Genomic DNA, 24,905 nt, shown 5'->3' on the forward strand with positions numbered 1-24,905 from the left:
CGATAACGCCTACGCTCGGCGCATGGGAGAACGGGTTCTTGTGACACTCGACGGGACGGTCGCCGACGCGAACGTGCCGTCGCTTTATGCCGACGACATCGGTGCACTTCGCGGCGATGGAGTATTCGAAACGATTTTGGTGCGCGGCGGCACGGCCACCGCGCTGGAATTCCACCTGGCGCGGCTGCGTCGCTCGGCGCAGGCACTGGAACTACCGGAGCCGGGACTGTCGAGATGGCGCACCGCGGTAGAGCTGGCTGTGAAGGAATGGGGATCGGAAGAGGAAGGAATGTTGCGGCTGATCTATACGCGCGGTCGCGACTCGGAATTCGACGCACCGCGCTCGGAACTGGCGCCGGAGGACCCGCAGCCCACCGCGTATGTGCTCGTCTCCCCGGTGCCCGCGCGGGTCGCGACGGCGCGTACCGACGGCGTGAAGGTGATGTCGCTGGCGCGCGGCATCTCGGTCGACCTCGCGCAGGCGGCGCCGTGGCAGCTGCTCGGCGCGAAGACGCTGTCGTACGCGACCAATATGGCCGCGCTGCGGTTCGCGCGGCGCATGGGCGCCGAGGACGTGATCTTCCACAGCACCGAACACAAGGTCCTCGAGGGACCGCGCTCGTCGGTGGTGATCGCCCGCGGCAAGCAACTGATCACCGTGCCCGCCAAGAGCGGCGTGCTGCCCGGTGTCACGCAGCGTGCGCTGTTCAACGTGGCGGAGAAGGCGGGCTGGGAGTGCAAGTACCAGACGCTGTTCACCGCGGACATGTTCGACTGTGACAGCATTTGGCTGCTGTCGAGTATCACCCTCGCCGCGCGAGTGAACCAGCTCGACGGCGTGCGTATGTCGGCGCCCGACAACGCCCAGGAGATCATCGACATGGTCGACCTCGGCATCGAACGGCCGGGGACCATCGGGGACTGGTGATCCAGGTGTGGGGCACGGGTGGGCGTGCCCCTGCGGGAACGGTTTCCGCGTGCCGTGGCGGTTGTCACGCTCGAACGGGGTGAATCCCGGCGTACGATCTACTACAAGTTGTCGTAGTAGATCGGTGGAGGTCGGATGGACACCCTTGATGTCTCCCGGTGGCAGTTCGGGATCACGACCGTCTACCACTTTCTGTTCGTCCCGCTGACCATCGGACTCGCTCCGCTGATCGCGATGATGCAGACCGCCTGGGTGGTCACGGGCAATGAGCGCTGGTACCGGCTCACCAAATTCTTCGGCAAGCTGTTCCTGATCAATTTCGCCCTCGGGGTCGCGACGGGCATCGTGCAGGAATTCCAGTTCGGGATGAACTGGAGCGAATACTCCCGCTTCATCGGCGACGTCTTCGGTGCGCCACTGGCACTGGAAGCGCTGATCGCCTTCTTCTTGGAGTCGACATTCATCGGGTTGTGGATCTTCGGGTGGACCCGGCTGCCTCGACTGGTGCACTTGGCGACGATCTGGATCGTTGCCATCGGGGTGAACGCTTCGGCCTTCTTCATCGTCGCGGCCAATTCGTTCATGCAGCATCCGGTGGGCGCTCGGTACAACCCGGAGACCGGACGTGCTGAGCTGGAAAGTATTTGGGCGCTGCTGACCAACAACACGGCGTTGGCCGCGTTTCCCCATGTGGTGGCGGGTGCCTTTCTCACCGCGGGAACTTTCGTGGCGGGCATCGCGGGTTGGTGGATGGTGCGTCACGCGCGCAGTGCCGATCCGGCGAAACTCGAAGAGGCGCAGACAATGTGGCGGCCGGTGGGGCGGTTCGCCCTCGTGGTGGTCGCGCTCTCCGGCGTCGCCTTGATCTTCACCGGTGATATTCAGGGCAAGCTGATGTTCGAGCAGCAGCCGATGAAGATGGCATCGGCGGAGTCGTTGTGCCACACGGCGACCGATCCCGACTTCTCCGTTCTCACGGTGGGCACACACAACAATTGCGACAGCGTGATCCACGTGCTCGAGGTGCCCTACGTGCTGCCCTACCTCGCCAAGGGCGAGTTCAGCGGGGTGACGCTCGACGGTGTGGTCGATCTACAGAAGACCTACAACGTCGCCTACGGGCCCGGTGACTACCGGCCCAACCTGTTCGTCACCTACTGGTCGTTCCGCGCCATGATCGGGCTGGCAGGCGGGTCGGTGCTGCTGCTGTTGGCCGGTTTCTGGGTGACGCGCGGTGGCCGGGTGCCGAATCAGCGATGGTTCTCCTGGCTGAGCCTGCTCGCGATCCCCACGCCGTTCCTGGCCAATGCCGCCGGGTGGGTATTCACCGAGATGGGGCGTCAGCCGTGGGCGGTGGTGCCCAATCCGACCGGTGACCCGAATATTCGAATGACGGTGCAGCAGGCCGTCTCCGAACACGATGTCGCGACCGTGCTGTTCTCGCTGGTGGTGTTCACGCTGCTCTATGGCGCGCTCGCGCTGGTGTGGTTCTACCTGATGCGCCGGTACGTCGTGGCGGGGCCGGACACGCAGACGCACGCCGAGAGTTCGACCGACTCGGATACTCCCCAACTTTCCTTCGCGTACTAGGAGCCGACGATGGGTCTGCAACAGTTCTGGTTCCTCTTGATCGGCGTGCTGTTCACCGGCTACTTCGTGCTGGAGGGATTCGACTTCGGGGTGGGCATGTTGATGCCGATTCTCGGGAAGGGGTCCGATACGCGCAGGCGCGTCGTGCTCAATACGATCGGGCCGGTCTGGGACGGCAACGAGGTGTGGCTGATCACCGCCGCCGGTGCGCTGTTCGCGGCGTTTCCCGAGTGGTACGCCAGCATGTTCTCGGGGTTCTATCTGGCGCTGCTGCTCCTGCTTGTCGCGTTGATTCTGCGGGTGTGCGCGATCGAATACCGGGGCAAGATCAATGATCCGCAATGGCGGGCCTGGTGCGATATCGGAATCGGGATCGGGTCGTGGATTCCGGCGCTGGCCTGGGGATGGGTGTTCGCGAATATGGTGCGTGGCGTGCCGTTGAACGCGGAGAAGCAGATGGTCGGATCGGTGGGGGATCTGCTCAGCCCGTACGCGTTGCTCGGCGGGCTGGCTACCGCTGTGCTGTTCGCGCTGCACGGTGCGGTGTTCCTGGTGCTCAAGACTGCCGGTGAGGTTCGGACGGACGCCGTGCGAATCGCGAAGTCGCTGCTGATTCCCACCGTGGCAGTGGTCGGCGGATTCGGGTTGTGGACTCAGCTCGCCTATGGCGCGGGGTGGACCTGGATCGTTCTGGCGACTGCCGTGCTCGGACTCGTTCTCGCCGCGGTGACGAATATCGCGGGGCGTGATGGATGGGCCTTTGTCGGCACGACACTGACCGTTGTCTCGGTGACGGTGTTGATCGTCGGGTCGATGTTTCCGAATGTGCTGCCCTCGACCATCAGCCCGCTCTACGACCTCACCATCTACAACGCGTCGTCGACGCCGTATACGTTGAAGGTGATGAGCTGGGCGGCGGTGATCGCGACGCCGGTGGTGCTGATTTATCAGGGGTGGACCTATTGGGTATTCCGGCAGCGGATTCGGGTCGAACAGATTCCGCCGCCGGTGGGTTTGCCGCGCAGCGGTAAGGGCTGACCGATGGCGTCGGCCCTGCCTCGGGAAATTGTCGCTGGCGAAAGGTCGGACGCTGTGGTGTCGGAGAGCTTGTCGCAGGATGGACCGGGGCCGGGCGAGGGGACGCCGAAACGGTCGAGGCGCGGACCGGTGGATTCGCGGTTGTGGCGGTACGCGCGGTCGGCTCGGCCGCATCTGGTGATCGCCGTCGCGCTGGCGCTGGTGATCACGGCGACGATCGTGGTGATCGCCATCGTGTTGGGGCGAGTGCTCGCCGGGGTCATCACGGATCCGAGCAAGCGTGAGTTCGGTGCGTGGACCACGGAATTGGCTGTACTGGCGGTAGCCGTCGCGGTGCGGGGGCTGGCGAGTTGGTGGCAGGCGCGGTTGGCCCATCGAGCCGGCAGCGCGGTGGTCGCGGAGCTGGAGACGGCGGTGCTGCGGGCAGGCGCCGAACTGCCGCCGCGGGAACTGGATGTGCGGCGAACGGAGATCGCGGTCGTCGTCGGCAACGGTCTCAGCGGTTTGCGCGGGTGGTTCACCGGCTATCTGCCCGCGCTGTTGCTGGCCTGTCTCGTGCCGCCGGTGGTGTTGGTGGTCATCGCCCTGCACGATCCGACCTCGGCGCTGATCGCGGTGATCACCGTGCCGTTGATCCCGGTGTTCATGGTGCTGATCGGGCTGCTCACCCAGGGTCGAGCCGAGGCGACGCTGGCGGCGACCACCCGGTTGTCGGACCAGATTCTGGACCTTTTCGCGGGCATGCCCACCCTGCGCGCCCTCGGACGGGAGGGGGCGGACGGTCCCTCGATGGCCGATCAGGTAGAGGCCCTTGGCGATTCGCTGCGACAGCGGACCATGCGCGCGCTGCGGATCGCCTTTCTGTCCTCGATGGTGCTGGAAAGTCTCGCGACGCTGAGTGTCGCGTTGATCGCGGTGGCGATCGGGCTGCGATTGGTGTTCGGGGAGATGGCGTTGTACAGCGGGCTGGTGGCGTTGATTCTCGCGCCGGAGGTGTATTGGCCGCTGCGGCAGGTGGGGGAGAAGTTTCATGCGGCGCAGGACGGAATGGCTGCGGCTGACCGGGCTTTCGCGGTGCTCGAGCCGCCCCTGCGGGACGGGTCGGCGCCTCCTCGCGCCGCCTGGGGTGAGGTCATCGGATCCGGCAGTCGGCCGGCGGCCGTGGCCGGACTGCCTGATGCGGGTGTCGGGCCGGCGCGAATCACCCTGCGTGGATTGTCTGTTGCCGCCAGAACGGGCACCGCGCCCGATCAACTGACGGCCGTGCTCGAACCCGGACTGGTGACCGTCTTGACCGGGCCGAACGGGTGCGGGAAATCGACCACGGTGCAAGCGATTCTGGGCCTGATCGAACCTGATGAAGGCGCCGTCTTCGTCGACGGCACCGATGTTCGTGAACTCGACCTCGACAGCTGGTGGAGTCGGATCGCCTGGTTGCCGCAGCGGCCGGTGCTGGTTCCCGGGACATTGCGTGAGAATGTCGAGCTGCTCGGGGCCATCCCGGACCCGACCGCCGATGATCTTCGAGCCGTCAGTGCCGCAACGGGATTCGAGAGTGTGCTGGCCGAGCTCCCCGACGGCTGGAACACCGTCGTCGGTCAGAACGGCACCGGCCTCTCCCTAGGCCAACGCCAACGGCTCGCCCTCACCCGCGTCCTCGCCGCCCACCGCCCGATCCTGCTCCTCGACGAACCCACCGCCCACCTCGACCCCGAGAGCGAGCAGCGCGTGCTCACCACCCTGCGCGAATACGCCGCGGCCGGTGCGACCGTAGTGGTTGTCGCCCACCGTCCGACCGTGCTGGCAGCGGGCGATGTGGTGATCGAGGTCGTCGCGGCGCACACGCATTCAGTCGTCGCCCCGGATTTGGTGGCGACAAACAACTCGGGCGGTCGCGTGTACGGAGTGGAGGTCTCATGATCGGCGATCTGCGGGAGATGTGGCGGCTGCTCGCGTTGTCGCCCGCGCGGGTCGCGGTGGCGATCGCCTGGGGCGTGGCGGCGTTGGGCAGTGGGCTCGGATTGGCCGCGCTCGCCGCGTGGTTGATCGCGCGGGCCTGGCAGATGCCGCCGGTGCTGGATCTGAGCGTCGCGGTGGTCGCGGTGCGGGCGCTGGGTATCTCGCGGGGGTTGTGCCGGTATCTGGAGCGACTGGCCACTCACGATGTGGCGCTGCGGGCGATGACAACGGCCCGGACCTCGGTGTATCGCACGCTGGCGCAGTCGGACGTCTGGTGGTGGCGAGACCGGAACCGCGCTGACCTGCCATCGGGCTCGGGTCGTGTGTTGCGGCGCGGGGATGTGCTCGTCCGGATCGGTGCTGATATCGACGATCTCGGGGCGGTGGTCGTTCGGGTGCTGGTGCCGGTGGCTGTCGCCGTGGTGTTGTCGCTGGCCGCAGTGGGGCTGATCGCGACGATCTCGCCGTTGGCAGCGGTGATTCTTGCTGTCGCGCTAGGGGTTTCGGGGATTCTCGCGCCTTGGCTGTCCGCGGTGGCCGCGCGGGAGGCCGAGCGGGCGGTGCGGGCCGATCGGGCCGAGTTCACCGCCGAGGGGCTCACGGTGCTCGATCATGCTGCCGAGCTCCGTGTCGCGGGGCGGCTGGATGCGGCCCTCGCGGTGGCGGACGAGGCTTCTCAGCGTGCGGTGATCGCGGAGGATTCGGCTGCCTCGCGGAGCGCGTGGGCGGCCGCGGCCACTCCGCTGTCGATCGGGGTCAGCGCGTTCGGTGCGCTGCTGGTCGGCATCGCCGCCTACGGGCCGACCGGCGGGCTCCCTGGCGGCATGACCCCGATGGCTTTGACGATCCTGGTGCTGGTCCCGCTGTCCGCCTTCGAAGCCGTCGGCGCGCTTCCCGCCGCCGCGACCACCCTCACCACTTCCCGTGCGGCCCTGCATCGCCTCCGCGGCGTCTCGGTAGGAACCCGCAGCACTGTCGGCGCCGATAGCGGCGGGAGCGAGCGCCGCGAGTGGGCGGCGGTCGAGGCTGCTCCGGCTGACGTCGACCGGGGATCTGTGGGGATTCGAGAACGCGCGCGGTCGGTGGTCGCTGACGAGGGAGCGGTGGCGACGGCCAGGCGGATACCGATGCCGACGGGATCGCGGGTGGTTGTTGTCGGGCCCAGTGGGGCGGGGAAGACGACGTTGCTGATGGCGTGGGCGGGCCTGTTCGATACGCCTCGGGACGGGGTCACGTTCTTCGCGGAGGACGCGCATCTGTTCGGCACCTCGATTCTGGAGAATCTGCGAGTGGCGCGTGGTGACCTCACCCTCGCCGAGGCCGAAAGCGCGATGCGCACAGTCGGTCTCGGCCCATGGCTGGATTCGCTGCCGGACGGTCTGCACACCTCGCTCACCGCGGGTGCGGCCGCCGTATCCGGTGGTCAACGCCGCCGCATCCTGCTGGCCCGCGCCCTCGTCGCCCCCGCGCACACGCTGCTCCTCGACGAGCCGACCGAACACCTGGCCGCCGCCGAAGGCGATCAACTCCTGCGCGAGCTCCTCGATGTGGACAGCGGTCTCGTCGGCCCCGATCGCACCGTTGTCGTTGTCACCCACCAACTCCCGCGCGGGCACAGAGCCGACACCGTCGTCACCGTCGATGCGACCGGCACCTGCCACATCGAACATCCCCATGCCGCGACGTCCTCGGTGACCTGACGCATACACCCAGGTCAGCATCACAATTAATTCAATTGCCGACCGCGTCGAGCGCGGCTAAATTCATCAGTACACAAGAGAGGAGGTGGTCTGAAGAATGTATGTTCATCGGATGCGTGAGGTGGCTGCCCGCTAGCAGCTCCACTGCGGGAGATTCCCCAGCGGTGCGCTGAGCGAATCCCAGGCAGTCACCCGACCCCCGAGCCCCCGGACGATCCAACCGGGACCATCGCGTTCATCGAACGCAGTGGAAAGGCTCGGGGGTCGCTCCATGTCAGGACGAAAACGGCCCGCCCGGAATGATCTGGACGGGTCGTTCGCGAAGAATCTCAGCCGATATAGCGGACCAGCCGCGCCGACAGGCGGGGGACGAGCGCGCCGTCGGGGTCTACGCGTTCTTCCACGTAGGCGAGGTCGCCGTTGTCGACGATGCCGTAGAGGCGTTTCGCACCGCCCACCACCACGCCGGAGGAGCTGCGGATGGAGACGTCGGTCGCGAGCTCCCATGAGGCATGGTTGCGGGCCTTGCCGTAATACAGCTCGATGACGCCGTTGCTGTGGGTGAGCAGGAGTTCGAGCATCTCGTCGGAGCCCTCACCGCCGACCCGCCAATAGCCGCTCTCGCGCAGATCGGGGCCGGTGTACTTGCCCTCGGCGTCGAGTTTCCAGGTCTGCGATTCCCAGGCCAGGTAGTCGCCGCCGTCGTGGGAGACGATGATCTGCTGGCCGAAGTGGTAGTCACCCTCGGCGGGGTGGTTGCCTTCGCCCTCGCCGCGCCACACGCCGACCATGGGCAGCAGGGCAAGCATGGCGTGGTTCAGGTCGGGGCCGAGGCGCAGATTGGCCGTGTCCTCGGGCAGGGGAAGACCAGGCAGCACCGAAATGTTTCGGGCGCCGGTCTCTTTGGCCCGTTCAGCCGCGACATTCACTGCCTCGTCGCCACTACGACGCTCGGCCGGAGCGCCTTGCTCATTGCTTGCTCGCTCGGCCGGTTCGTTACCTTCGCCAGCGAGCCCGCTCATGACTCGGTGAAGAGGCGGTAGAGGACGTAAAGGCCGAACCAGCCGATGAGAATCGACACGGCAACAAGGAGTACCTCGAAGAAGATGACCACAATCGGAGTCTAGCTACTCCCGGCAACGGATACGAAAACGGCCCTGGTAGTTCCCGCACAGGAACTACCAGGGCCGTTGTGAGCTTTCTTACTTCGCGACCGCGACGTCCACGGCGTGGATGCCCGCGCCCTCGGGGCTGATCTCGGCGGAGCCGTTGCCCGACGAGGACAGCGCGCGCAGGGTCCACGAACCCGGCGCGGCGAAGAAGCGGAAATCACCGGTGCCCGAGGCGACGACCTCGGCGGTGAAGTCACCGTTGCCGTCGAGCAGACGCACGAACGCGCCGCCGACGGGCTGGCCGTCGGTGCTCAGGACACGGCCGGTGATGACCGTTTCCTTCTCCACATCGACGCCGGCCGGGATGGCCTGACCCTGGGTAGGTGCTGCACACATATTGATTACGCTCCCAACTCGATAGGCGCTCCGACGAGGGAACCGTATTCGGTCCAGCTGCCGTCGTAGTTCTTGACGTTCTGGTGGCCGAGCAGCTCCTGCAGCACGAACCAGGTGTGCGAGGAACGCTCGCCGATGCGGCAGTAGGCGATGGTTTCCTTCTCGCCGTCCAGGCCCGCGTCCTTGTACAGCTCGGCCAGGTCGGCGTCGCTGCGGAAGGTGCCGTCCTCGTTCGCGGCCTTGCTCCACGGCACGTTGATCGCGCTCGGGATGTGGCCGGGACGCTGGCTCTGCTCCTGCGGCAGGTGCGCGGGGGCGAGAATCTTGCCGGAGAACTCGTCGGGGCTGCGCACGTCGACCAGGTTCTTGGTGCCGATGGCCGCGATGACCTCGTCACGGAACGCGCGGATGCTCAGGTCGGGAGCGGCGGCCTTGTACTGGGTGGCCGGGCGCGAGACCGCGTCACGCGAGAGCGGACGACCGTCGAGCTCCCACTTCTTACGGCCGCCGTCGAGCAGCTTGACGTCGTTGTGGCCGTAGAGCTTGAAGTACCAGTAGGCGTAGGCCGCGAACCAGTTGTTGTTGCCGCCGTAGAGCACCACGGTGTCATCGTTGCTGATGCCACGCGCCGAGAGCAGGTCGGAGAACTGCTCCTGGTTCACGAAGTCGCGACGGACCTGATCCTGCAGGTCGGTCTTCCAGTCCAGGCGGATGGCGCCTTCGATGTGGCCACCCTCGTAGGCGGAGGTGTCCTCGTCGACCTCGACGAAGACGACGCCGGGGGCGTTGAGGTTCTCTTCGGCCCAGTCAACGGGGACCAGGACATCGGAGCGAGCCATGTTGTTCCTTTCAGAGATGACGTGCAAAGGGGTCAGTTCGGTGCCGGGGCTGGTGACCGGCGGAAGCGAGCTACCAGCGGATAGATCTGGCAACCCAGGCAGACCCCGAACGCCGCGTTCAAGAACGCCGCGAACAGGGCGAAGCCGGCGAACACCGCGCCGACGATCGAGGAGCCGAGCGCGAAGCCCAGCAGGGAGAGACCGGCGAACACGAAGCCGAGCGCTTGCGCGAAACGCAGCGGCGGCACGGGCTCGGTCTCGGTGGGCGGACCATTACGCGGCGCGACGAACGCGGCGTAGATCCGGCCGTAAGGGTGCTTGGCAGGGCCGACGGCCGCGCCGATCGCGAATACGGCGGCCTGCAGGCCGATCAGGATCGCGGCGGCGGCGGTCGAGAAGGCGCTGACGAGGAGCACCAGGATGAGGACGCCGGTGGTGATCCAGGCCACGAAACGCGGCCCTCGGACGTCTACGCGAGGTGGGGAATCAGAATCGGTCATTGTGCGAACTCCTGCGCTTCAGATGAGCACTTCCAGGGGGATCTACCTGTTCGCCGGGGGATCGATGAGGATCACTCGCGCGGCGGGCATAGATCGACGTCAGAAATCTCGGGAGAGAATGGGCCGATCGTTCAGCAGCACAGGCAGCAACAACCACCGAGGCGACACAGGTCAACTGTGCGGCGTCGGGTGAGCATCAGCTCGTGGTCGGTTTGCACGAGAAGTAGTTTACCCGGTCTCCCCGGAGAATGTCTCGGCCCCCCTGAATATGGGGCTGGATCACACAGTCAGGGGCTCGAGGGCGGTACGCAGGTCGCCCGCCTTCGGGACGCCGGAGATGCGGAAGCGTTCCTTGCCCTCGGCGTCGAAGACGAAGGTCGTCGGCAGGGAGAGGACATTGAGCTCGCGGGCGAGCGCGGGATCGGCGTCGATATCGATCTCGATGTCGCGCGGGGCATTCGGGGACTCCGACAGCTCGGCGGTGACGCCTGCCACGACCCGGCGGACCGCGTCACACGGGCCGCACCAGTCGGCGGAGAAGTGCAACACCGCGGGGACCTCGCCGGTCACACCGGCGGCGTCGAGCAGCAGAGCGCGCTGTTGGGTCTCGGGGTCGAGGGAGGCGGGACGAACCTGCCCCTGCTTACGCGACAGGGCGAAGCCGACCGCGACGGCGGCCGCGATGACGACGGCCAGAATGACGATCTCGATCATGGTTGCTGCAATCGGTCCAGGTCGATGGTGACGTTGCGGCCGACACCCTCGACGACGATCTGGCCGCCGAGCGCCGACACCTCGGTCGGTGCGACACCGAACGGCAACTCCTTGATATCGATCGTACGGCTGAATCGAGCGAGGACAGCGGCGTGATCGGTCTCAGGGATCTTCGAATCGGTGGTCACCGCGGCGGTCGTGTCGGCGGTGCTGGTGGTGTCGGTGTAGAAACCGGTCGCCTGGATGCGGACCTTGTCGCCCTCGAGCAACAGGTCGGCCTGGATCTGCACCGGCACGCGCGTCGCGGAACTGGACGGGGTGACGCCTACCGGGAGGACGCGCCCGTTCGCCGCGGTCGGCAGGGTGCCCTTCAGGACGAGCACGCCCGCGGTCGTCATGCCCGACCCGCCGGAGCCGCCTGTCCCGTCGGACTTGTCGGCGGGCGGAGTGTGGACCTGCAGGTCCGGGATGCCGAAGAGTTTGCCGAGCTCGGTGGGCTCGAACCGCATCAACGCGTCGATCCGGTCGACCTGCACCTTGCGCGCCGCGCCGTCGAGCAACTCGCTCGCGGGGGCGTGCAAGCCCTGCAGCTTGGCCTCGATGCCGACCTCGCCGGGGATGTCGGGGCGCACGCCGCGGGCGCGGATCGTCACGTCGTCGTAGCGGCCGCTCATCGCCTGGGCGGTGAACGGGAATCCGTGGAACGTCACTTCCGGGTCGGCCGAGAGATCCGCGCCCGCCCGCAGTTGACGGGAGACGTGGTACTCCGAATAGGCGGCGGCGCCGAAATCGATGACCACCGCCAAACCGGCCAGGCAGAGAAGCCCGATGATCAGCTTGCGCATGATGTGACAGTAGCGGCTGGCGCCGGGGGTCGCGGGCGCTGGTCGCGACCAGTGCAGGCGACAACGACACAAAACGGACGCCGTGTTGCGAGGTCGTGGTGGTAGAGGCGCTAATGTTGCACACGACTTAACCTGTGTTTCGGCGACGTAGCTACGCGGCTGCTGTCGTCCGCGGAGCAACGAGATAGGAGGAGAGCCCCATGGAGCTGCTCCTACTGACCTCCGACCCCAACCCCGATGCGGTCCTACCGTCGTTGACGCTACTGGCGCACAACGTCCGGCCCGCACCGACCGAGGTGTCGTCCCTGCTGGAGGCGAGTAGCGCCGATGTCGCGCTGGTCGACGCGAGAACGGACCTGGCCGCCGCGCGCGGTCTGTGCCGATTGCTCGGCAGCACCGGGTCCTCGGTGCCGGTGGTCGCGGTCCTGACCGAGGGCGGCCTGGTGGCCGTCAACGCGGACTGGGGCCTGGACGACATCCTGCTGCCCGGCACCGGCCCCGCCGAGCTCGATGCGCGCTTGCGGCTGCTGGTCGGACGCAACGGTGGGGTTGCCAGCCCGGAGAACACCGGCAAGATCACCCTGGGTGAGCTGGTGATCGACGAGGGCACCTACACCGCGCGGCTGCGTGGTCGCCCGCTCGACCTCACCTACAAGGAATTCGAGCTGCTCAAGTATCTCGCCCAGCACGCGGGCCGGGTGTTCACCCGTGCCCAACTGCTGCAAGAGGTCTGGGGCTACGACTTCTTCGGTGGTACCCGCACCGTCGACGTGCACGTGCGACGCCTGCGCGCCAAGCTCGGCACCGAGTACGAGTCGCTGATCGGCACCGTGCGCAACGTCGGCTACAAGGCCGTGCGCCCGGCTCGAACAGCCGCCGCCAAGGGTGAGGTGGTGACCTTCGTCGACGAGGACATCGACGGCGACGACTCCTTCGCCCCGGCGAACGGCTCCGCGCAGTAGCGCTCGTCGGTGCGGCGCAATACGGTGACCGTGCCACGCTTCGAGAGGACGCGATGTCGGACACAGCAACCCTGACCTGGACCGATCAGGTCGAGCCCGGCACCGTGAACACGGTGCGCGCACTGCTCGAACGCGCGGCTGACGTCGACGGCGTCGCCCCGGTCTCCGAGCAAGCGGTGCTCTCCCTCGCCGAAGTCGACCCCTCGACCAGGCATTTGCTCGCGGTCCGCGCCGGTGAGCTGGTCGGCTACGCGAATCTTGTTGCGGCACATGACGAACACCCCGCGATGGCCGAGGTCGCCGTCGACCCGGCCGCGCGTGGTGCCGGTGTCGGTGCGGAGCTGGTGCGCGCCGCGCTGGCCGAAGGCGGCGCGGGCGCCAGGGTGTGGGCGCACGGCGACCTGCCCGCGGCCAAGGCGCTGGCAGCCGGCCTCGGACTGAGTACCGCCCGCGAGCTGTGGCAGATGCGCCGATCGCTGGCTACCCCGGAGCTACCCGAACTCGAGGTCCCCGAAGACCTCATCCTGCGTACCTACGCGGGCCCGGTCGACGACCTCGAAATCCTGCGGGTGAACAACGCGGCTTTCGCCTGGCATCCCGAACAGGGCGGCTGGACCGAGCGCGAGATCGCCGCCCGACGCGCGGAATCCTGGTTCGAACCGGCCGGTCTTTTTCTGGCTTTCGACGCCGCCGATCCGAGCCGCCTGCTCGGTTTCCACTGGACCAAACAGCACCCCGACGCCGCCCCCGCCGGTGAGGTGTACGTGGTCGGGGTCGACCCGTCCGCACAGGGGCGTGGCCTCGGCCGACTGCTGACCCTGGCCGGTCTGCGGCACCTGCGCGCGACCGGATCCTCGGAAGTCCTGCTCTATACCGAAGCCGACAACACCGCCGCGGTGCACACCTACACCAAGCTCGGATTCGCCCCCGCCCATATCGACGTCGCGTACTCGCTGCCCTGATGCGATCCACCTCACACGCGAGGTGAATTCTGGTGCGCGAGGAGAATATTGCGCGGATGACCGGGTACCTGCGAGTAAAACTGGGGCTAACGTCACATTCGCCGCATTATTCGCGCCGGGCTGTTCATTTTCCGTTAACCCACGTCGGGCCCACTGTCAACCGGGCGACCCTAGGTTACTTCTGGGCGGCACAGTCGTCGCCTGGTGCGCGCATTCCTCCGGGGATCGCCCGCACCACCCAGCCTCGCTCGGGCCGGTGAGGGACCGAGTGAGACACCCAGCATTGTCGGAGGAAAAGTGAACTTCAAGCGCACCAGTGCCCTGGTCGGCGTCTTCGCCGTGGGCGCCATGACCCTGGCGGCCTGTGGCAGTGATGACAACAGCACCGGTGGCGACGCCAGCAACGCCGCCAACACCAGCGTTGCCTGTGGTGGCAAGAAGGCGCTCAAGGCGTCGGGCGCTTCCTCGCAGAAGAACGCCATGGAGCGCTTCGTCGCGGCCTACGAGAACAACTGCGACGGCTTCACCCTGAACTACACCTCGAGCGGCTCGGGCGCCGGTGTCAACGAGTTCATCGGCAACCAGACCGATTTCGGTGGTTCCGACTCGGCGCTGAGCTCCAAGAAGGAAGAGCCGGCCAAGGCCGCGGAGCGTTGTGGCTCCCCCGCGTGGAACCTGCCGACCGTCTTCGGCCCGATCGCGGTGACCTACAACGTCGACGGCGTCACCGATCTGGTGCTCGACGGCCCGACCGCCGCCAAGGTGTTCAACGGCTCCGTCGCCACCTGGGATGCCCCCGAGATCAAGGCGCTCAACCCGAACGCCAAGCTCCCCTCGGAGAAGATCGCCGTGATCTTCCGCTCCGACGAGTCGGGCACCACCGACAACTTCCAGCTCTACCTCGACGCGGCCTCGGACGGCGCGTGGGGCAAGGGCGGCGGCAAGTCCTTCAACGGTGGCGTCGGTGAAGGCGCCAAGGGCAACGAGGGCACCTCGGCCGCGATCAAGAGCACCAAGAACTCGATCACCTACAACGAGTGGTCCTTCGCCAAGGCGCAGAACCTGTCCATCGCGCAGATCATCACCTCCGCGAGCAAGGACCCGGTCAAGCTGTCGGCCGAGTCGGCCGCCAAGGCCATCGACGGCGTGAAGGTCAAGGGTGAGGGCAACGACCTGGTCCTCGACACCAGCTCGTTCTACAAGCCGACCGTCGCGGGCTCGTACCCGATCGTCATGGCCACCTACGAGGTCGTGTGCTCCAAGTACGCCGACGCCGACACCAGCAAGGCCGTCAAGGCCTTCCTGACCTCGGCCGTCACCAACGGCCAGTCCGGTCTGACCGAGGCAGGCTACGTGCCGCTGCCCGACGCGTTCAAGACCAAGCTGACCACCGCGATCAACGCCATCTCCTGATCGCTCCCTGGCCATGACCATGCACCCTGAGGTGACCGCCGTGGGCACGTCGAACTCGACGAGCCCACGGGCGGCCGGAGATACTGCGAATATGCCGACCGAACCGAAAATCGACAAGGCCCCTGACGGGGGTCGTACCGGCCGCCTGAACGCCGAGACGATCTTCCGGTGGACGGCCACCGCGGCAGGCGCCACGATCGTCGCCGCCATCGCGTTGATCGCGCTGTTCCTGCTGATTCGCGCGGTCCCTTCGCTCATGGCCAACAACGCCAACTTCTTCACCAGTACCGAGTTCTCGACCGGCGATGCCAATAATCTCCGCTTCGGTATCCGCGACCTGTTCATGGTCACGGTCTTGAGCTCGGTGTTCGCGCTCATCGTGGCGGTGCCGATCGGGGTCGGCATCGCGCTGTTCCTGACGCACTACGCGCCGTCGCGGCTGGGCAAGCCGTTCACCATGCTGGTCGACCTGCTCGCCGCGGTGCCGTCCATCGTGTTCGGCCTGTGGGGCTTTCTGGTGCTGGCGCCGCAGATCTCGCCGGTGCAGGAGTTCCTCAACAGCAACCTGAGCTGGTTCTTCCTGTTTTCCGACGGCAACGTCTCGATCGCCGGTGGTGGCACCATCTTCACCGCCGGTGTCGTGCTCGCGGTGATGATCCTGCCGATCATCACCTCGGTGGCCCGCGAAGTGTTCGCGCTCACCCCGCGCGCCCACATCGAGGCCGCCCAGGCTCTCGGCGCCACCAAGTGGGAAGTCGTGCGGATGACCGTCCTTCCCTACGGCCGCAGCGGTGTGATCGCGGGCTCCATGCTCGGCCTCGGCCGCGCTCTCGGTGAGACGATCGCCGTCTTGGTCGTGCTCCGCACCGCGAGCAACGCCGGTAACTGGTCGCTGTTCGACGGCGGCTACACCTTCGCCTCCAAGATCGCCTCGGCGGCCTCGGAGTTCAGTTCACCGCTGCCGACCGGCGCCTACATCGCCGCCGGCTTCGTTCTCTTCGCGCTGACCTTCGTCGTCAACGCGCTGGCCCGCCTGGCCTCCGGTGGAAAGGTGAACGGCTGATGACAACCACGACGACCCTCGACAAGCCGGTCAAGGCACCGACCTTCCGGCACGTCAGTACCGGCAGGCGGATCAAGAACAACGTCGCGACCGTCCTGGTCACCCTCTGCTTCGTCATCGCCCTGATCCCGCTGGTGTGGGTGCTCGGACTGGTGGTCAGCAAGGGTTTCATCGCGGTCACCTCCGCTGACTGGTGGCTCAACTCGCAGAAGGGCATCCTGCCCGACCAGACCGGCGGTGGTGTCTATCACGCCATCTTCGGGACCATCGTGCAGGCTGCGGTCGCCTCGATCATCGCGGTGCCGCTCGGCATCATGGCCGCGGTCTACCTGGTCGAATACGGGCGCGGCAGGCTCGCCAAAGTCACCACCTTCATGGTCGACATCCTGGCCGGTGTGCCCTCGATCGTCGCGGCACTGTTCATCTTCGCGCTGTGGATCGCCACGTTCGGGATGCCACAGAGCGCCTTCGCGGTCTCGCTGGCACTGGTACTGCTGATGCTGCCGGTGGTCGTGCGCAGTACCGAGGAGATGCTGAAGCTCGTTCCCGATGAGCTGCGTGAGGCGTCCTACGCGCTCGGTGTGCCGAAGTGGAAGACCATCCTGCGGATCGTCATCCCCACCGCCGCGCCCGGCATGATCAGCGGCATCCTGCTCTCGCTCGCGCGAGTGATGGGTGAGACCGCGCCCGTGCTGGTGCTGGTCGGTTACGCGAAGTCGATCAACCAGAACATCTTCGACGGCAACATGGCCTCGCTGCCGCTGTTGATCTACCAAGAGCTGGCCAACCCGGAGGCCGCGGGCCGCGAACGTGTCTGGGGTGCGGCGCTCACGCTGATCCTGATGATCGCGGTGCTGTACCTGGCTGCCGCCGGCGTCAACAAGCTGCTCACCCGGAACCGATAGAAGCGAACGGAATACTCAGATGGCCAAGCGGATCGACGTCAAAGATCTCAACATCTATTACGGCAGCTTCCACGCCGTGGCGAATGTGGAACTGACCGTGCTGCCGCGCAGCGTCACCGCCTTCATCGGTCCCTCCGGCTGCGGCAAGTCCACCGTGCTGCGCTCGCTCAACCGCATGCACGAGGTGACCCCCAACGCCCGCGTCGAAGGTGCCGTGCTGCTCGACGGCGAGGACATCTACAGCTCCTCGATCGACCCGGTCGGCGTGCGTCGCACCATCGGCATGGTGTTCCAGCGCCCGAACCCGTTCCCCACCATGTCGATTCGCGACAACGTGGTGGCCGGGCTGAAGCTGCAGGGTGTGCGCAACAAGAAGGAACTCGAGGAGGTCGCCGAGCGCTCGCTCAAGGGCGCCAACCTCTGGAACGAGGTCAAGGACCGTCTCGACAAGCCCGGTGGCAGCCTCTCCGGTGGTCAGCAGCAGCGTCTGTGCATCGCCCGCGCCATCGCGGTCTCGCCCGACGTGCTGCTGATGGACGAGCCGTGTTCGGCGCTCGACCCGATCTCCACCCTGGCGATCGAGGACCTGATCACCGAGCTCAAGAAAGAGTTCACGATCGTCATCGTCACCCACAACATGCAGCAGGCCGCCCGGGTGAGCGACCAGACCGGTTTCTTCAACCTCGAGGCCCAGGGCAAGCCCGGACGCCTGATCGAGATCGACGACACCGAGAAGATCTTCTCCAACCCCACCCAGCGCGCCACGGAGGACTACATCTCCGGCCGCTTCGGCTGACGCCGATTGTCCCGCCTCCCCGCGACTTCAGGCCAGACCTGGGCGCGGGGAGGTTTGCGTCGGCGGCCAGACGACGGTTGTGGGTGGCTCAGCCCGTACCCGGTGAGTTACCCATGTTCGTGCGAGATCAGTGAGTAGGCAAGCAAAAGGCCCGTGCATTGCGCACGGGCCTTTTGTGTTCTCTCTCAGCTGGTTTCGATGTCCTCGTCTACCGGGAGGACGCCGGTCACCAGGAAGATCACGCGGCGGCCGATCTCCACGGCGTGGTCGGCGAAGCGCTCGTAGTAGCGGCCCAGCAGGGTGACGTCGACGGCGGCGGCCACGCCGTACTTCCAGTCACGGTCCATCAGGAGCGTGAACAGGTGGCGGTGGAGGTCGTCCATCGCTTCGTCGTCCTGGTTGAGCTGGGCGGCGCGCTCGGGGTCGCGGGTCTCGAGTACCTCTTTGGCACCCGCGCCCATGTTGACCGCGATGCGGCCCATCTCGGCGAAGTAGCCGTTGACCGACTCGGGGAGGGCGTGGGCGGGGTGGCGGCGGCGGGTCACCTTGGCGACGTGCAGCGCGAGCGCGCCCATCCGGTTGACGTCGCCCACGATCTGGATCGCGCTGACGACCTGACGCAGATCGCCCGCGACGGGCGCCTGCAGTGCGAGCAGCGCGAAGGCCCTCTCCTCGGCCTCGGTGATCATCACCGAGATCCGATCCTGCTCACCGATGACCTGCTCGGCCAGACTCAGGTCGGCCTGCAGCAGTGATTGGGTGGCCTGTTCCATGGCCTGGCCAGCGAGACCGGCCATCTCGCCGAGGAGGTTGGCGAGGTCGGCCATTTGCTCGTTGTAGATGACACGCATGATTGCTGACCCTAGTGGGTACTCGGAGCCCTGTCACCCAACGGTGGGTTAATGCCGCATGGCAGTGTCGTGGCAGGTCAGCGCGGTCAGTCGCAGCTGGTGTCGGCCGCGTTCATGTGTTCGAGGTCGGACGGGAGGGTTACCGGCGCCGCGGTGATCGGCTTGCCGGTGCCGACGTCGGGGATTTCGGTGCCGACCGAGGCCGGGGTGCGGACCTGTCCGGCGTAGTTCGAACCCAGGATGACCTCGATGATTCCGTCGAGGTCGTCCGCGCGTTCGAGCACCGCGCCGGGAATCGAACTCGCGACGGTGGCGGCCGCGGCCTCGTTGCCGGTGGAGAAGCGGACCACGGTGGATTCGCTGCCCTGGGGGTAGTTGCCGACGTTGTAGATCCCGAAACCCATGTTGGAGAGCTTGTTCGCGGCCTGTTGCGCCACGCCGGTGCGGCCGGTTCCGTTCGAGATCCGCAGCGAGACCGAGCCTGGACTGACGGCGTAGAGCTTGGGCGCCTGGGTCGGCGGCGCCTCGCTCGAGCTCGTCACCGGCGGCGCGGTTTCCTCACCGGGCAGCGGCTGATCGTCGATGATCGAGCGGAAGATCGCCTTGATGTCGGACTCACGGGGAATCTCGTTGCCATAGGCGGTGGTACCGGCGGTGGGCGCGGTGATGAAGGTGACAGCGCCCGCGTTGACCTTCTGCAGCGACCGGCCGAGCAGAATCAGATCCTGCGTTCCGACGCCGTCGACGAAGGTGTGCTGACGGAAGGCCTCGACGAAGCCCTGCAACTTCGCCGGATCGAGCAGTACTTTGCTCGACAACGCGCCGCGCAGCAGCGCCGCCAGGAACTGCTGCTGCCGGTGGATACGGTCGTAGTCGCTGCGTTCCTCGCCGACCACGTGCCTGGCGCGGACATAGTTGAGTGCGGTTTCGCCATTGACCCGCTGCTTGCCCGAGCTCTCGAGCACCGTGCCGAGCACACCGTCGATGATCGGTTTGGTCGAGCACACCTCGACACCGCCGATCTGATCGACCATGGCCTGGAAGCCGGCGAAGTCGATGCCGATGAAGTGACCGATGGTCAGGCCCGACATCTTGCGGACCACGTCCACCAGGCAGCGCGGGCCGCCGAGGGCGTACACCGCGTTGAGCTTGTCGCCGATGGCGGAGGGGAATTTCTGCTCGGTGTAGGTGGCCTTCTCGTTGTCCCACCCGGCGCACTGCGGCCTGGTGACGTCGAGGTCGCGCGGGAACGACACGACCACTACGCGTGAACGGTTCTTCGGGATGTGCACCAGCATCGCCGTGTCGGCGCGAGCGCCTTCGGTGTCGGTGGCCGAGCCCGCGCCCATATCGGCGTTGACGCCCGCTCTGGTGTCGGTGCCGACGATGAGGTAGTTCTCGTCGCCGAGCTGCATATCGCCGTCGAGTACGTCGCCGGAGACACCGCCGCCGAGCGCGTCGACCTGGGTGAAGCTGCTGTTGGTGGCCTGTAGGTAGCTCCAGCCGCCGCCGGTGATGACGAGGGCGAGCACCGCCACGAACGTCAGTGTGACCCGGCCCGCCATCCGCGCCTGCTTGTTGCGCCGGCCTTCGGTGCCCGGACGACGCGGCGGTGCGGCGGAGGCGGTTTTCACCGGCCTGGCGCGCTCGGGCTCCGCGGTGGCGACCGTGGGCAGGATATCCGTGGGCGGATCGACCGGATCGGCGGCCACGCGCCGCGCCGGGGGCGCCTTGCGCCCCTGCTCTTTCGACTGGGCGGGTAGCGCGGTGGTCGCGGTGCGGTCGGCGGGGGATTCGGCGCGGTGTGGCGGCTTGCCCGCGATGTCGTCGACGACGGGGGAGCCGTCGGTGCGGGGTGCGATGTCGGGACGTGGGGTGGGGCGCGGCGCCTGTTCGCGGGCTCGACGGCCCGCGCGCGAGGCAGGATCGGCGCTCTCGGCGGGGGGCACCCGTCTGCCGCGCTTGGTGCGTTCGCTGTCGACGCGGTTGACCAAATCGGCCACCGTCAGCGGCGCGGCGGTACCGGCGTCCGGCGTCGCGTCCGCGTGCCGGGAACGTCGAGAGCCGGAATCCGGTTGCTCGGGGGGTTCGGCCGTCGGATAGCGCTCCCAGGGGGCGCGATTTCCAGGCCGGGGCGTACGCCCGCGCCGATCGTCACCCACCAACGAACCTCACTCCTCTATCTGGCGCAGCCTGCGCGTCATCGCCCGGCCCCGATTCGAACCAGAGTCGAACGATCCCGCAATGATAACGATTCCGCCACGAGGGGCCACTCCAGTGCACACCGGAATCGCCGACGAATTGATCGAGAAGGTTCGCCAGGCTCAGGAAAGCCCTGTTCGGGCGGGTACTGCCCGCCGAAACAGTGATGGCTTACGAATTGATGTCGACCCGTTATCCGCGGCTGATCAGCCGCCGCTGTGCATCACATCGGCCGCGGCCGGAACGGTGTCGTCTTCCGGGTCGTCGAGCCAGCCCTCGGGGAGCACGACCTTGGTCTGCGGCGAGCCCTGCCGCCCGCGCGGGCCGAGCGCGTCGGTGGGGAACGGCACAGTGGGGTCGAGCTGGCCGACCAGATCCTCGATCTGCGACAGCTTCGACACGGTGGCGAAGCTGCGCCGCAGCTGTGAGCCGACCGGGAAACCCATCAGGTACCAGGCCATGTGCTTGCGGATATCGCGCATGGCCTTGTCCTCACCGTCGTGCTCGGTGAGCAGGGTGGCGTGGCGCACCAGGATCTCCCCGACGCGGCCGAGCGTCGGCCCCTCCGGGATCGGTTCGCCGCGCAGGGCCGCGCTGAGTTCGGCGAAGAGCCAGGGCCGACCGAGGCAGCCGCGGCCGACGACCACGCCGTCGCAGCCGGTCTCGTTCATCATCCGCAGCGCGTCGTCGGCGGTGAAGATGTCGCCGTTGCCGAGCACCGGGATGGAGGTGACGGTTTCCTTGAGCCGTGCGATGGCCGACCAGTCGGCCGCGCCCGAGTACAGCTGGGCGGCGGTGCGCGCGTGCAGCGCCACGGCAGCCGCGCCCTCGGCCTCGGCGATGCGGCCGGTGTCGAGGTAGGTGTGGTGGTCGTCGTCGATGCCGATGCGGAACTTGAAGGTCACCGGCACGCCCGCCGGTTCGGCCGCGGCCACCATCTCGCGCACGATATTGGCGAACAGCCTGCGCTTGTACGGCAGCGCCGAACCACCACCGAGCTTGGTCACCTTGCGCACCGGGCAGCCCAGGTTGAGGTCGATGTGGTCGGCCCAGCCCTCGCCGACGATGATCCGCACCGCCTCGCCGAGCGTCTTGGGATCCACACCGTAGAGCTGCATCGAGCGCGGATGCTCGTCGTCGTCGAACGACATCATGTGCAGCGTCTTCTCGTTGCGCTCGACCACCGCGCGTGCGGTGATCATCTCGCACACGTAGATCGAGGTCGAGCTACCGAACTCCCGGCACAACCTGCGGAAGGCACGGTTGGTGATGCCCGCCATCGGCGCGAGCACAACCGGCGGGTCGACCGGGTAGGGCCCGATCCGCAGCGCGGTGGGCGCCTGGGGCAGCGTGGTAGTCACGCGAATGATTGTCTCATCCGCCCCGATGTGATCGATCTCGCGTCCGAGCGCTTATCACCGGGTCATCGCCGCCACTGCGACCCCGCTGACACCGTTTACCTGCTACACCGTGTCCGGAACGGTTCCGAAACCTCAGTAGCCTTACGCTGCTGGCATCGTCGCCTCCGGCGGTGCGCTGTCCCCACGTAATCGGAGAAGACCCCCATGGCCGAAAGCAACGAAGGCGCCACCGACCTGACGAAAACCCCTGCCACGCCCGCCGCGGGCACGGTCGCCGTGCGCGTCTCGTCGCTGGTGGGCGGCGCTGTTATCGCCGTCCTCGCGATCATCGCCCTCGTGCTCGGCGTGCTGCTCGGCTCGGCGCGCTCGGAGATCTCCGACATGAAGGACCAGGCCGCCGACAACGCGAAGGCCGAGCAGATCGCGCTCGATTACTCCGTCGGCTCGGCCACCCTGAACTATCAGGACGTCAACGCCTGGGTCGCCAAGCTCAAGGCCGGTACCTCCCCCGAACTGTCGAACAAGTTCGATGCCACCGGCGCGAAGCTCGAGCAGATCATCATCCCGCTGAAGTGGACCTCCACCGCGGCGCCGATCACCGCCAAGGTGCTCTCGCAGGAGGGCGAGGTCTACAAGGTCGCCGCCTTCGTCGACGTGAGCACCACCAACGCGCAGAACCCCGACGGCCTGCGCAACACGGTGACCTACAACATCACCGTCGACGCGGGCAAGGACTGGAAGATCACCGACGTCGGCAGTGCCGACGGCGCCCTCCCGATCAAGTAGGTCCGGACAGACAGAAGCGCCGCCTACCGGAACCCGGTGGGCGGCGCTTCTGTGGTGAAACCTAGACGCTGGCCATTTCGCGCTTCTTGGCTTCGCGAGCGAGCATCCGGTCGCGCTGCTCCTCGAACTTCAGCACGTCCTCGCCCAGCTTCTCCAGGAAGCCTGCGAGCCGCTCACGGGTGGCCTCGCCGCGTGCGGTGAAGTCGGTGCGATCGAAGACGTTCCACTTCTTGAGCACCGGCTGCACGACCTCTTCGAGGTGCTGACGCAGGTCGTAGATGCCGTGCTTGGCCATCAGCACGCCGTTGCGACGGAAGTTCGGCATCCCGGCGCCGGGCATCTGGAAGTTCTCGACGATCAGCGAGATCGCCTCGATGGTCTGGTCGGGGCTCAGGTCCATCGCCGCGCCGCAGAGGTTGCGGTAGAAGATCATGTGCAGGTTCTCGTCGGCCGCGACGCGCTGCAGCATGCGGTCGGCGATCGGGTCGTCGCACACCTTGCCGGTGTTGCGGTGGCTCACCCGGGTGGCCAGTTCCTGGAAGGTCACGTAGGCGACCGAGTGCAGGAAGCCGGCGTCGACCTCGGTGGGGGAGGCGAAGCCGTTGGTCATGTGGATCATGCGCGCCTCTTCGAGGGCGACCGGGTCCACACCGCGGGTGACAACCAGGTAGTCGCGCATCACGATGCCGTGCCGGTTCTCCTCGGCGGTCCAGCGACCGACCCAGGTGCCCCAGGCACCGTCCTGGGAGAAGTTCTCCGCGATCTCACGGTGGTACGACGGCAGATTGTCCTCGGTGAGCAGGTTGGTGATCATGGCCGCCTTGGCGACCTCACTGAGCTTGGACTGCTCAGGATCCCAATCGATGCCGCCCATGGCGGCGAAGTTGCGGCCCTCGTCCCACGGGACGTAGTCGTGCGGATGCCATTCTTTGGCCATCGACATGTGCCGGTTGACGTTTTCCTCGGCAACCGGCTCCAACTCCGTGAGCAGTTCGAGTTGAGTCAGATCCCTTGCCATGTAAAAACCCTTCGCTGTCATGCTTGCGGTCGAACGTCGCGATGCGGCCATACCTTACGGCACCGTAGGTGTGATGCGAAACGCAACAGAGCGGTTTTCCGACGATGTTGAGCAACGCCACAACTCGTCAGTAGATTCGATGGTCTTGCTGACGAGTCTAGGCGTTCGACCCGCAGCATAGGGACTATCGCTGCGGGCCTCGCGACGTTAACTACAGGTAGATGAACATCTCAGCGCTTGCCGCCGAGCAGGCCGCCGAGCACGCTGCCAAGCGCACCGCCCGCGTTCTTCGACAGGGCATCGCCGATCATCCCGCCGAGCCCGCCGGTGTTGCTGCTGCCGCCGAGCAGACCGCCCAGCAGATCGCCGAGACCGCCACCGGAAGCCTGCGTCTGCTGCGGTGCCGGTGCCGCGGCGCCGCCACCGGTGAGCTGCTTGGCCAAGTAGGCGAGCACGATCGGGGCCAGAATCGGCAGCAGCTTGCCGATCAGGTCGTTGCCGCCGGTCCCGCCGCCCGCGCCGAGCGCGCTGATGACAGTGTTCTTCTCGTCACCGAAGACGTTGTCGACGATCTTCTCGCCGTCGCCGACGTCCACCTGCCCGAGATCGACCGCGCCGTCACCTTCGACGAGGCCGCCGTGGTTGTCGAGCGCGCCGAGCAGTGACGCCGCGCCCTGTGGCTCGGCGGCATTGACCTGGAGGCCGCCGAGCAGCGTCGGCAGCGCGGCCTGCACAGCCGTCGTCGCGGTCGCCTGGTCGACGCCGAGTTGGTCGGCGATCTGGGCGATGGGTACTTGGGAGAGCAAATCGTCGAAGGAAGTCATCTCACTCCGCCTGAGGTTGTGGGCGCCCGGAAGCCCGGGTCGCGCTCAGATTAGGCGAAACCTCCGCCTTCGCTCCGGCCGTGCGCGGCTGAGGAACGCTGCGCGTCGGCGCCCATTGTGTGCATCGATCCACGAACCCGG

At 66.9% G+C, this 24,905-nt stretch carries 23 protein-coding genes; 12 read left to right on the plus strand and 11 right to left on the minus strand.

What is annotated here, in order from left to right:
* The first annotated feature begins 22 nt into the window (after nt 1–22).
* The 5 genes from IBJ82_RS10525 (at nt 23) to cydC (ending at nt 7,215) form a co-directional block, all read left to right on the plus strand.
* Entirely contained in the window at nt 23–928 is a 906-nt protein-coding gene (locus tag IBJ82_RS10525; protein ID WP_194825728.1) for an aminodeoxychorismate lyase, read from the plus strand.
* Between the two features lie 135 nt (nt 929–1,063).
* Nucleotides 1,064–2,518, plus strand: coding sequence for a cytochrome ubiquinol oxidase subunit I (locus IBJ82_RS10530; RefSeq protein ID WP_370585255.1), 1,455 nt, complete (start codon nt 1,064–1,066; stop codon nt 2,516–2,518).
* Nucleotides 2,519–2,527: 9 nt separating this feature from the next.
* On the plus strand, nt 2,528–3,556 hold the full coding sequence (gene cydB / locus IBJ82_RS10535; RefSeq protein ID WP_194825729.1) for a cytochrome d ubiquinol oxidase subunit II: 1,029 nt from the start codon (nt 2,528–2,530) through the stop codon (nt 3,554–3,556).
* 129 nt (nt 3,557–3,685) lie between these two features.
* Entirely contained in the window at nt 3,686–5,476 is a 1,791-nt protein-coding gene (gene cydD / locus IBJ82_RS10540) for a thiol reductant ABC exporter subunit CydD (RefSeq protein WP_370585256.1), read from the plus strand.
* Nucleotides 5,473–7,215, plus strand: coding sequence for a thiol reductant ABC exporter subunit CydC (gene cydC, locus IBJ82_RS10545; protein WP_194825731.1), 1,743 nt, complete (start codon nt 5,473–5,475; stop codon nt 7,213–7,215). The genes cydD and cydC overlap by 4 nt, the downstream gene beginning before the upstream one ends.
* A 329-nt stretch (nt 7,216–7,544) precedes the next feature.
* Here cydC and IBJ82_RS10550 read toward each other — a convergent pair whose 3' ends face one another.
* From IBJ82_RS10550 to IBJ82_RS10575, 6 genes are all read right to left on the minus strand, one after another.
* A complete protein-coding gene (locus IBJ82_RS10550; RefSeq protein ID WP_194825732.1) occupies nt 7,545–8,237 on the minus strand; it encodes an FABP family protein in 693 nt (230 codons plus the stop codon).
* Nucleotides 8,238–8,417: 180 nt separating this feature from the next.
* The gene (locus IBJ82_RS10555; RefSeq protein ID WP_056818727.1) at nt 8,418–8,723 is read right to left on the minus strand and encodes a DUF1416 domain-containing protein; all 306 of its coding nucleotides are present in this window, start codon (nt 8,721–8,723) and stop codon (nt 8,418–8,420) included.
* Between the two features lie 5 nt (nt 8,724–8,728).
* The gene (locus IBJ82_RS10560; RefSeq protein WP_194825733.1) at nt 8,729–9,562 is read right to left on the minus strand and encodes a sulfurtransferase; all 834 of its coding nucleotides are present in this window, start codon (nt 9,560–9,562) and stop codon (nt 8,729–8,731) included.
* Between the two features lie 32 nt (nt 9,563–9,594).
* Entirely contained in the window at nt 9,595–10,062 is a 468-nt protein-coding gene (locus IBJ82_RS10565; protein ID WP_194825734.1) for a DUF4395 domain-containing protein, read from the minus strand.
* Between the two features lie 279 nt (nt 10,063–10,341).
* The gene (locus IBJ82_RS10570) at nt 10,342–10,776 is read right to left on the minus strand and encodes a thioredoxin family protein (protein WP_194825735.1); all 435 of its coding nucleotides are present in this window, start codon (nt 10,774–10,776) and stop codon (nt 10,342–10,344) included.
* On the minus strand, nt 10,773–11,621 hold the full coding sequence (locus tag IBJ82_RS10575) for an LmeA family phospholipid-binding protein (protein WP_194825736.1): 849 nt from the start codon (nt 11,619–11,621) through the stop codon (nt 10,773–10,775). The genes IBJ82_RS10570 and IBJ82_RS10575 overlap by 4 nt, the downstream gene beginning before the upstream one ends.
* Before the next feature lie 200 nt (nt 11,622–11,821).
* Here IBJ82_RS10575 and IBJ82_RS10580 point away from each other — a divergent pair, with 200 nt between their 5' ends.
* The 6 genes from IBJ82_RS10580 to pstB all read left to right on the plus strand — a co-directional run bounded on the left by IBJ82_RS10580 (nt 11,822) and on the right by pstB (nt 17,722).
* A complete protein-coding gene (locus IBJ82_RS10580) occupies nt 11,822–12,583 on the plus strand; it encodes a response regulator transcription factor (RefSeq protein WP_194825737.1) in 762 nt (253 codons plus the stop codon).
* 53 nt (nt 12,584–12,636) lie between these two features.
* Entirely contained in the window at nt 12,637–13,545 is a 909-nt protein-coding gene (gene mshD, locus IBJ82_RS10585; protein ID WP_194825738.1) for a mycothiol synthase, read from the plus strand.
* Nucleotides 13,546–13,842: 297 nt separating this feature from the next.
* Nucleotides 13,843–14,958, plus strand: a complete 1,116-nt coding sequence (gene pstS / locus IBJ82_RS10590; protein ID WP_194825739.1) for a phosphate ABC transporter substrate-binding protein PstS — start codon at nt 13,843–13,845, stop codon at nt 14,956–14,958.
* A gap of 91 nt (nt 14,959–15,049) precedes the next feature.
* Entirely contained in the window at nt 15,050–16,021 is a 972-nt protein-coding gene (pstC, locus tag IBJ82_RS10595; RefSeq protein WP_228536830.1) for a phosphate ABC transporter permease subunit PstC, read from the plus strand.
* On the plus strand, nt 16,021–16,926 hold the full coding sequence (gene pstA, locus IBJ82_RS10600) for a phosphate ABC transporter permease PstA (protein ID WP_194825741.1): 906 nt from the start codon (nt 16,021–16,023) through the stop codon (nt 16,924–16,926). The genes pstC and pstA overlap by 1 nt, the downstream gene beginning before the upstream one ends.
* A 19-nt stretch (nt 16,927–16,945) precedes the next feature.
* Nucleotides 16,946–17,722, plus strand: coding sequence for a phosphate ABC transporter ATP-binding protein PstB (gene pstB, locus IBJ82_RS10605; RefSeq protein WP_194825742.1), 777 nt, complete (start codon nt 16,946–16,948; stop codon nt 17,720–17,722).
* Nucleotides 17,723–17,907: 185 nt separating this feature from the next.
* Here pstB and phoU read toward each other — a convergent pair whose 3' ends face one another.
* The 3 genes from phoU to dusB all read right to left on the minus strand — a co-directional run bounded on the left by phoU (nt 17,908) and on the right by dusB (nt 22,136).
* Entirely contained in the window at nt 17,908–18,573 is a 666-nt protein-coding gene (gene phoU / locus IBJ82_RS10610; RefSeq protein WP_194825743.1) for a phosphate signaling complex protein PhoU, read from the minus strand.
* 86 nt (nt 18,574–18,659) lie between these two features.
* A complete protein-coding gene (locus tag IBJ82_RS10615) occupies nt 18,660–20,735 on the minus strand; it encodes an LCP family protein (protein ID WP_194825744.1) in 2,076 nt (691 codons plus the stop codon).
* 246 nt (nt 20,736–20,981) lie between these two features.
* Complete coding sequence (dusB, locus tag IBJ82_RS10620; RefSeq protein WP_063004817.1) at nt 20,982–22,136, minus strand: tRNA dihydrouridine synthase DusB; 1,155 nt, start codon at nt 22,134–22,136, stop codon at nt 20,982–20,984.
* Nucleotides 22,137–22,340: 204 nt separating this feature from the next.
* Here dusB and IBJ82_RS10625 point away from each other — a divergent pair, with 204 nt between their 5' ends.
* Nucleotides 22,341–22,922, plus strand: coding sequence for a hypothetical protein (locus tag IBJ82_RS10625; protein WP_194825745.1), 582 nt, complete (start codon nt 22,341–22,343; stop codon nt 22,920–22,922).
* A 61-nt stretch (nt 22,923–22,983) separates the two neighbouring features.
* Here the strand turns inward: IBJ82_RS10625 and IBJ82_RS10630 are convergent, their stop codons facing one another.
* Together IBJ82_RS10630 and IBJ82_RS10635 are read right to left on the minus strand one after the other, a co-directional pair.
* Nucleotides 22,984–23,940, minus strand: coding sequence for an acyl-ACP desaturase (locus IBJ82_RS10630; protein ID WP_194825746.1), 957 nt, complete (start codon nt 23,938–23,940; stop codon nt 22,984–22,986).
* Nucleotides 23,941–24,170: 230 nt separating this feature from the next.
* The gene (locus IBJ82_RS10635) at nt 24,171–24,764 is read right to left on the minus strand and encodes a DUF937 domain-containing protein (protein WP_194825747.1); all 594 of its coding nucleotides are present in this window, start codon (nt 24,762–24,764) and stop codon (nt 24,171–24,173) included.
* Nucleotides 24,765–24,905: the final 141 nt, after the last annotated feature.

The sequence above is a fragment of the Nocardia sp. XZ_19_231 genome (assembly GCF_015355705.1).
Classification (GTDB): domain Bacteria; phylum Actinomycetota; class Actinomycetes; order Mycobacteriales; family Mycobacteriaceae; genus Nocardia; species Nocardia salmonicida.

Bases quoted from the DNA above. Each gene is read 5' to 3' on its own strand.
- IBJ82_RS10560 (WP_194825733.1), bottom strand. From the start codon at position 9,562: ATGGCTCGCTCCGATGTCCTGGTCCCCGTTGACTGGGCCGAAGAGAAC.
- cydB (WP_194825729.1), top strand. From the start codon at position 2,528: ATGGGTCTGCAACAGTTCTGGTTCCTCTTGATCGGCGTGCTGTTCACC.
- pstC (WP_228536830.1), top strand. From the start codon at position 15,050: ATGCCGACCGAACCGAAAATCGACAAGGCCCCTGACGGGGGTCGTACC.
- pstB (WP_194825742.1), top strand. From the start codon at position 16,946: ATGGCCAAGCGGATCGACGTCAAAGATCTCAACATCTATTACGGCAGC.
- pstA (WP_194825741.1), top strand. From the start codon at position 16,021: ATGACAACCACGACGACCCTCGACAAGCCGGTCAAGGCACCGACCTTC.
- IBJ82_RS10635 (WP_194825747.1), bottom strand. From the start codon at position 24,764: ATGACTTCCTTCGACGATTTGCTCTCCCAAGTACCCATCGCCCAGATC.
- IBJ82_RS10570 (WP_194825735.1), bottom strand. From the start codon at position 10,776: ATGATCGAGATCGTCATTCTGGCCGTCGTCATCGCGGCCGCCGTCGCG.
- IBJ82_RS10580 (WP_194825737.1), top strand. From the start codon at position 11,822: ATGGAGCTGCTCCTACTGACCTCCGACCCCAACCCCGATGCGGTCCTA.
- IBJ82_RS10555 (WP_056818727.1), bottom strand. From the start codon at position 8,723: ATGTGTGCAGCACCTACCCAGGGTCAGGCCATCCCGGCCGGCGTCGAT.
- IBJ82_RS10550 (WP_194825732.1), bottom strand. From the start codon at position 8,237: ATGAGCGGGCTCGCTGGCGAAGGTAACGAACCGGCCGAGCGAGCAAGC.
- mshD (WP_194825738.1), top strand. From the start codon at position 12,637: ATGTCGGACACAGCAACCCTGACCTGGACCGATCAGGTCGAGCCCGGC.
- IBJ82_RS10625 (WP_194825745.1), top strand. From the start codon at position 22,341: ATGGCCGAAAGCAACGAAGGCGCCACCGACCTGACGAAAACCCCTGCC.
- phoU (WP_194825743.1), bottom strand. From the start codon at position 18,573: ATGCGTGTCATCTACAACGAGCAAATGGCCGACCTCGCCAACCTCCTC.
- cydC (WP_194825731.1), top strand. From the start codon at position 5,473: ATGATCGGCGATCTGCGGGAGATGTGGCGGCTGCTCGCGTTGTCGCCC.
- IBJ82_RS10530 (WP_370585255.1), top strand. From the start codon at position 1,064: ATGGACACCCTTGATGTCTCCCGGTGGCAGTTCGGGATCACGACCGTC.
- IBJ82_RS10565 (WP_194825734.1), bottom strand. From the start codon at position 10,062: ATGACCGATTCTGATTCCCCACCTCGCGTAGACGTCCGAGGGCCGCGT.
- IBJ82_RS10575 (WP_194825736.1), bottom strand. From the start codon at position 11,621: ATGCGCAAGCTGATCATCGGGCTTCTCTGCCTGGCCGGTTTGGCGGTG.
- IBJ82_RS10630 (WP_194825746.1), bottom strand. From the start codon at position 23,940: ATGGCAAGGGATCTGACTCAACTCGAACTGCTCACGGAGTTGGAGCCG.
- IBJ82_RS10525 (WP_194825728.1), top strand. From the start codon at position 23: ATGGGAGAACGGGTTCTTGTGACACTCGACGGGACGGTCGCCGACGCG.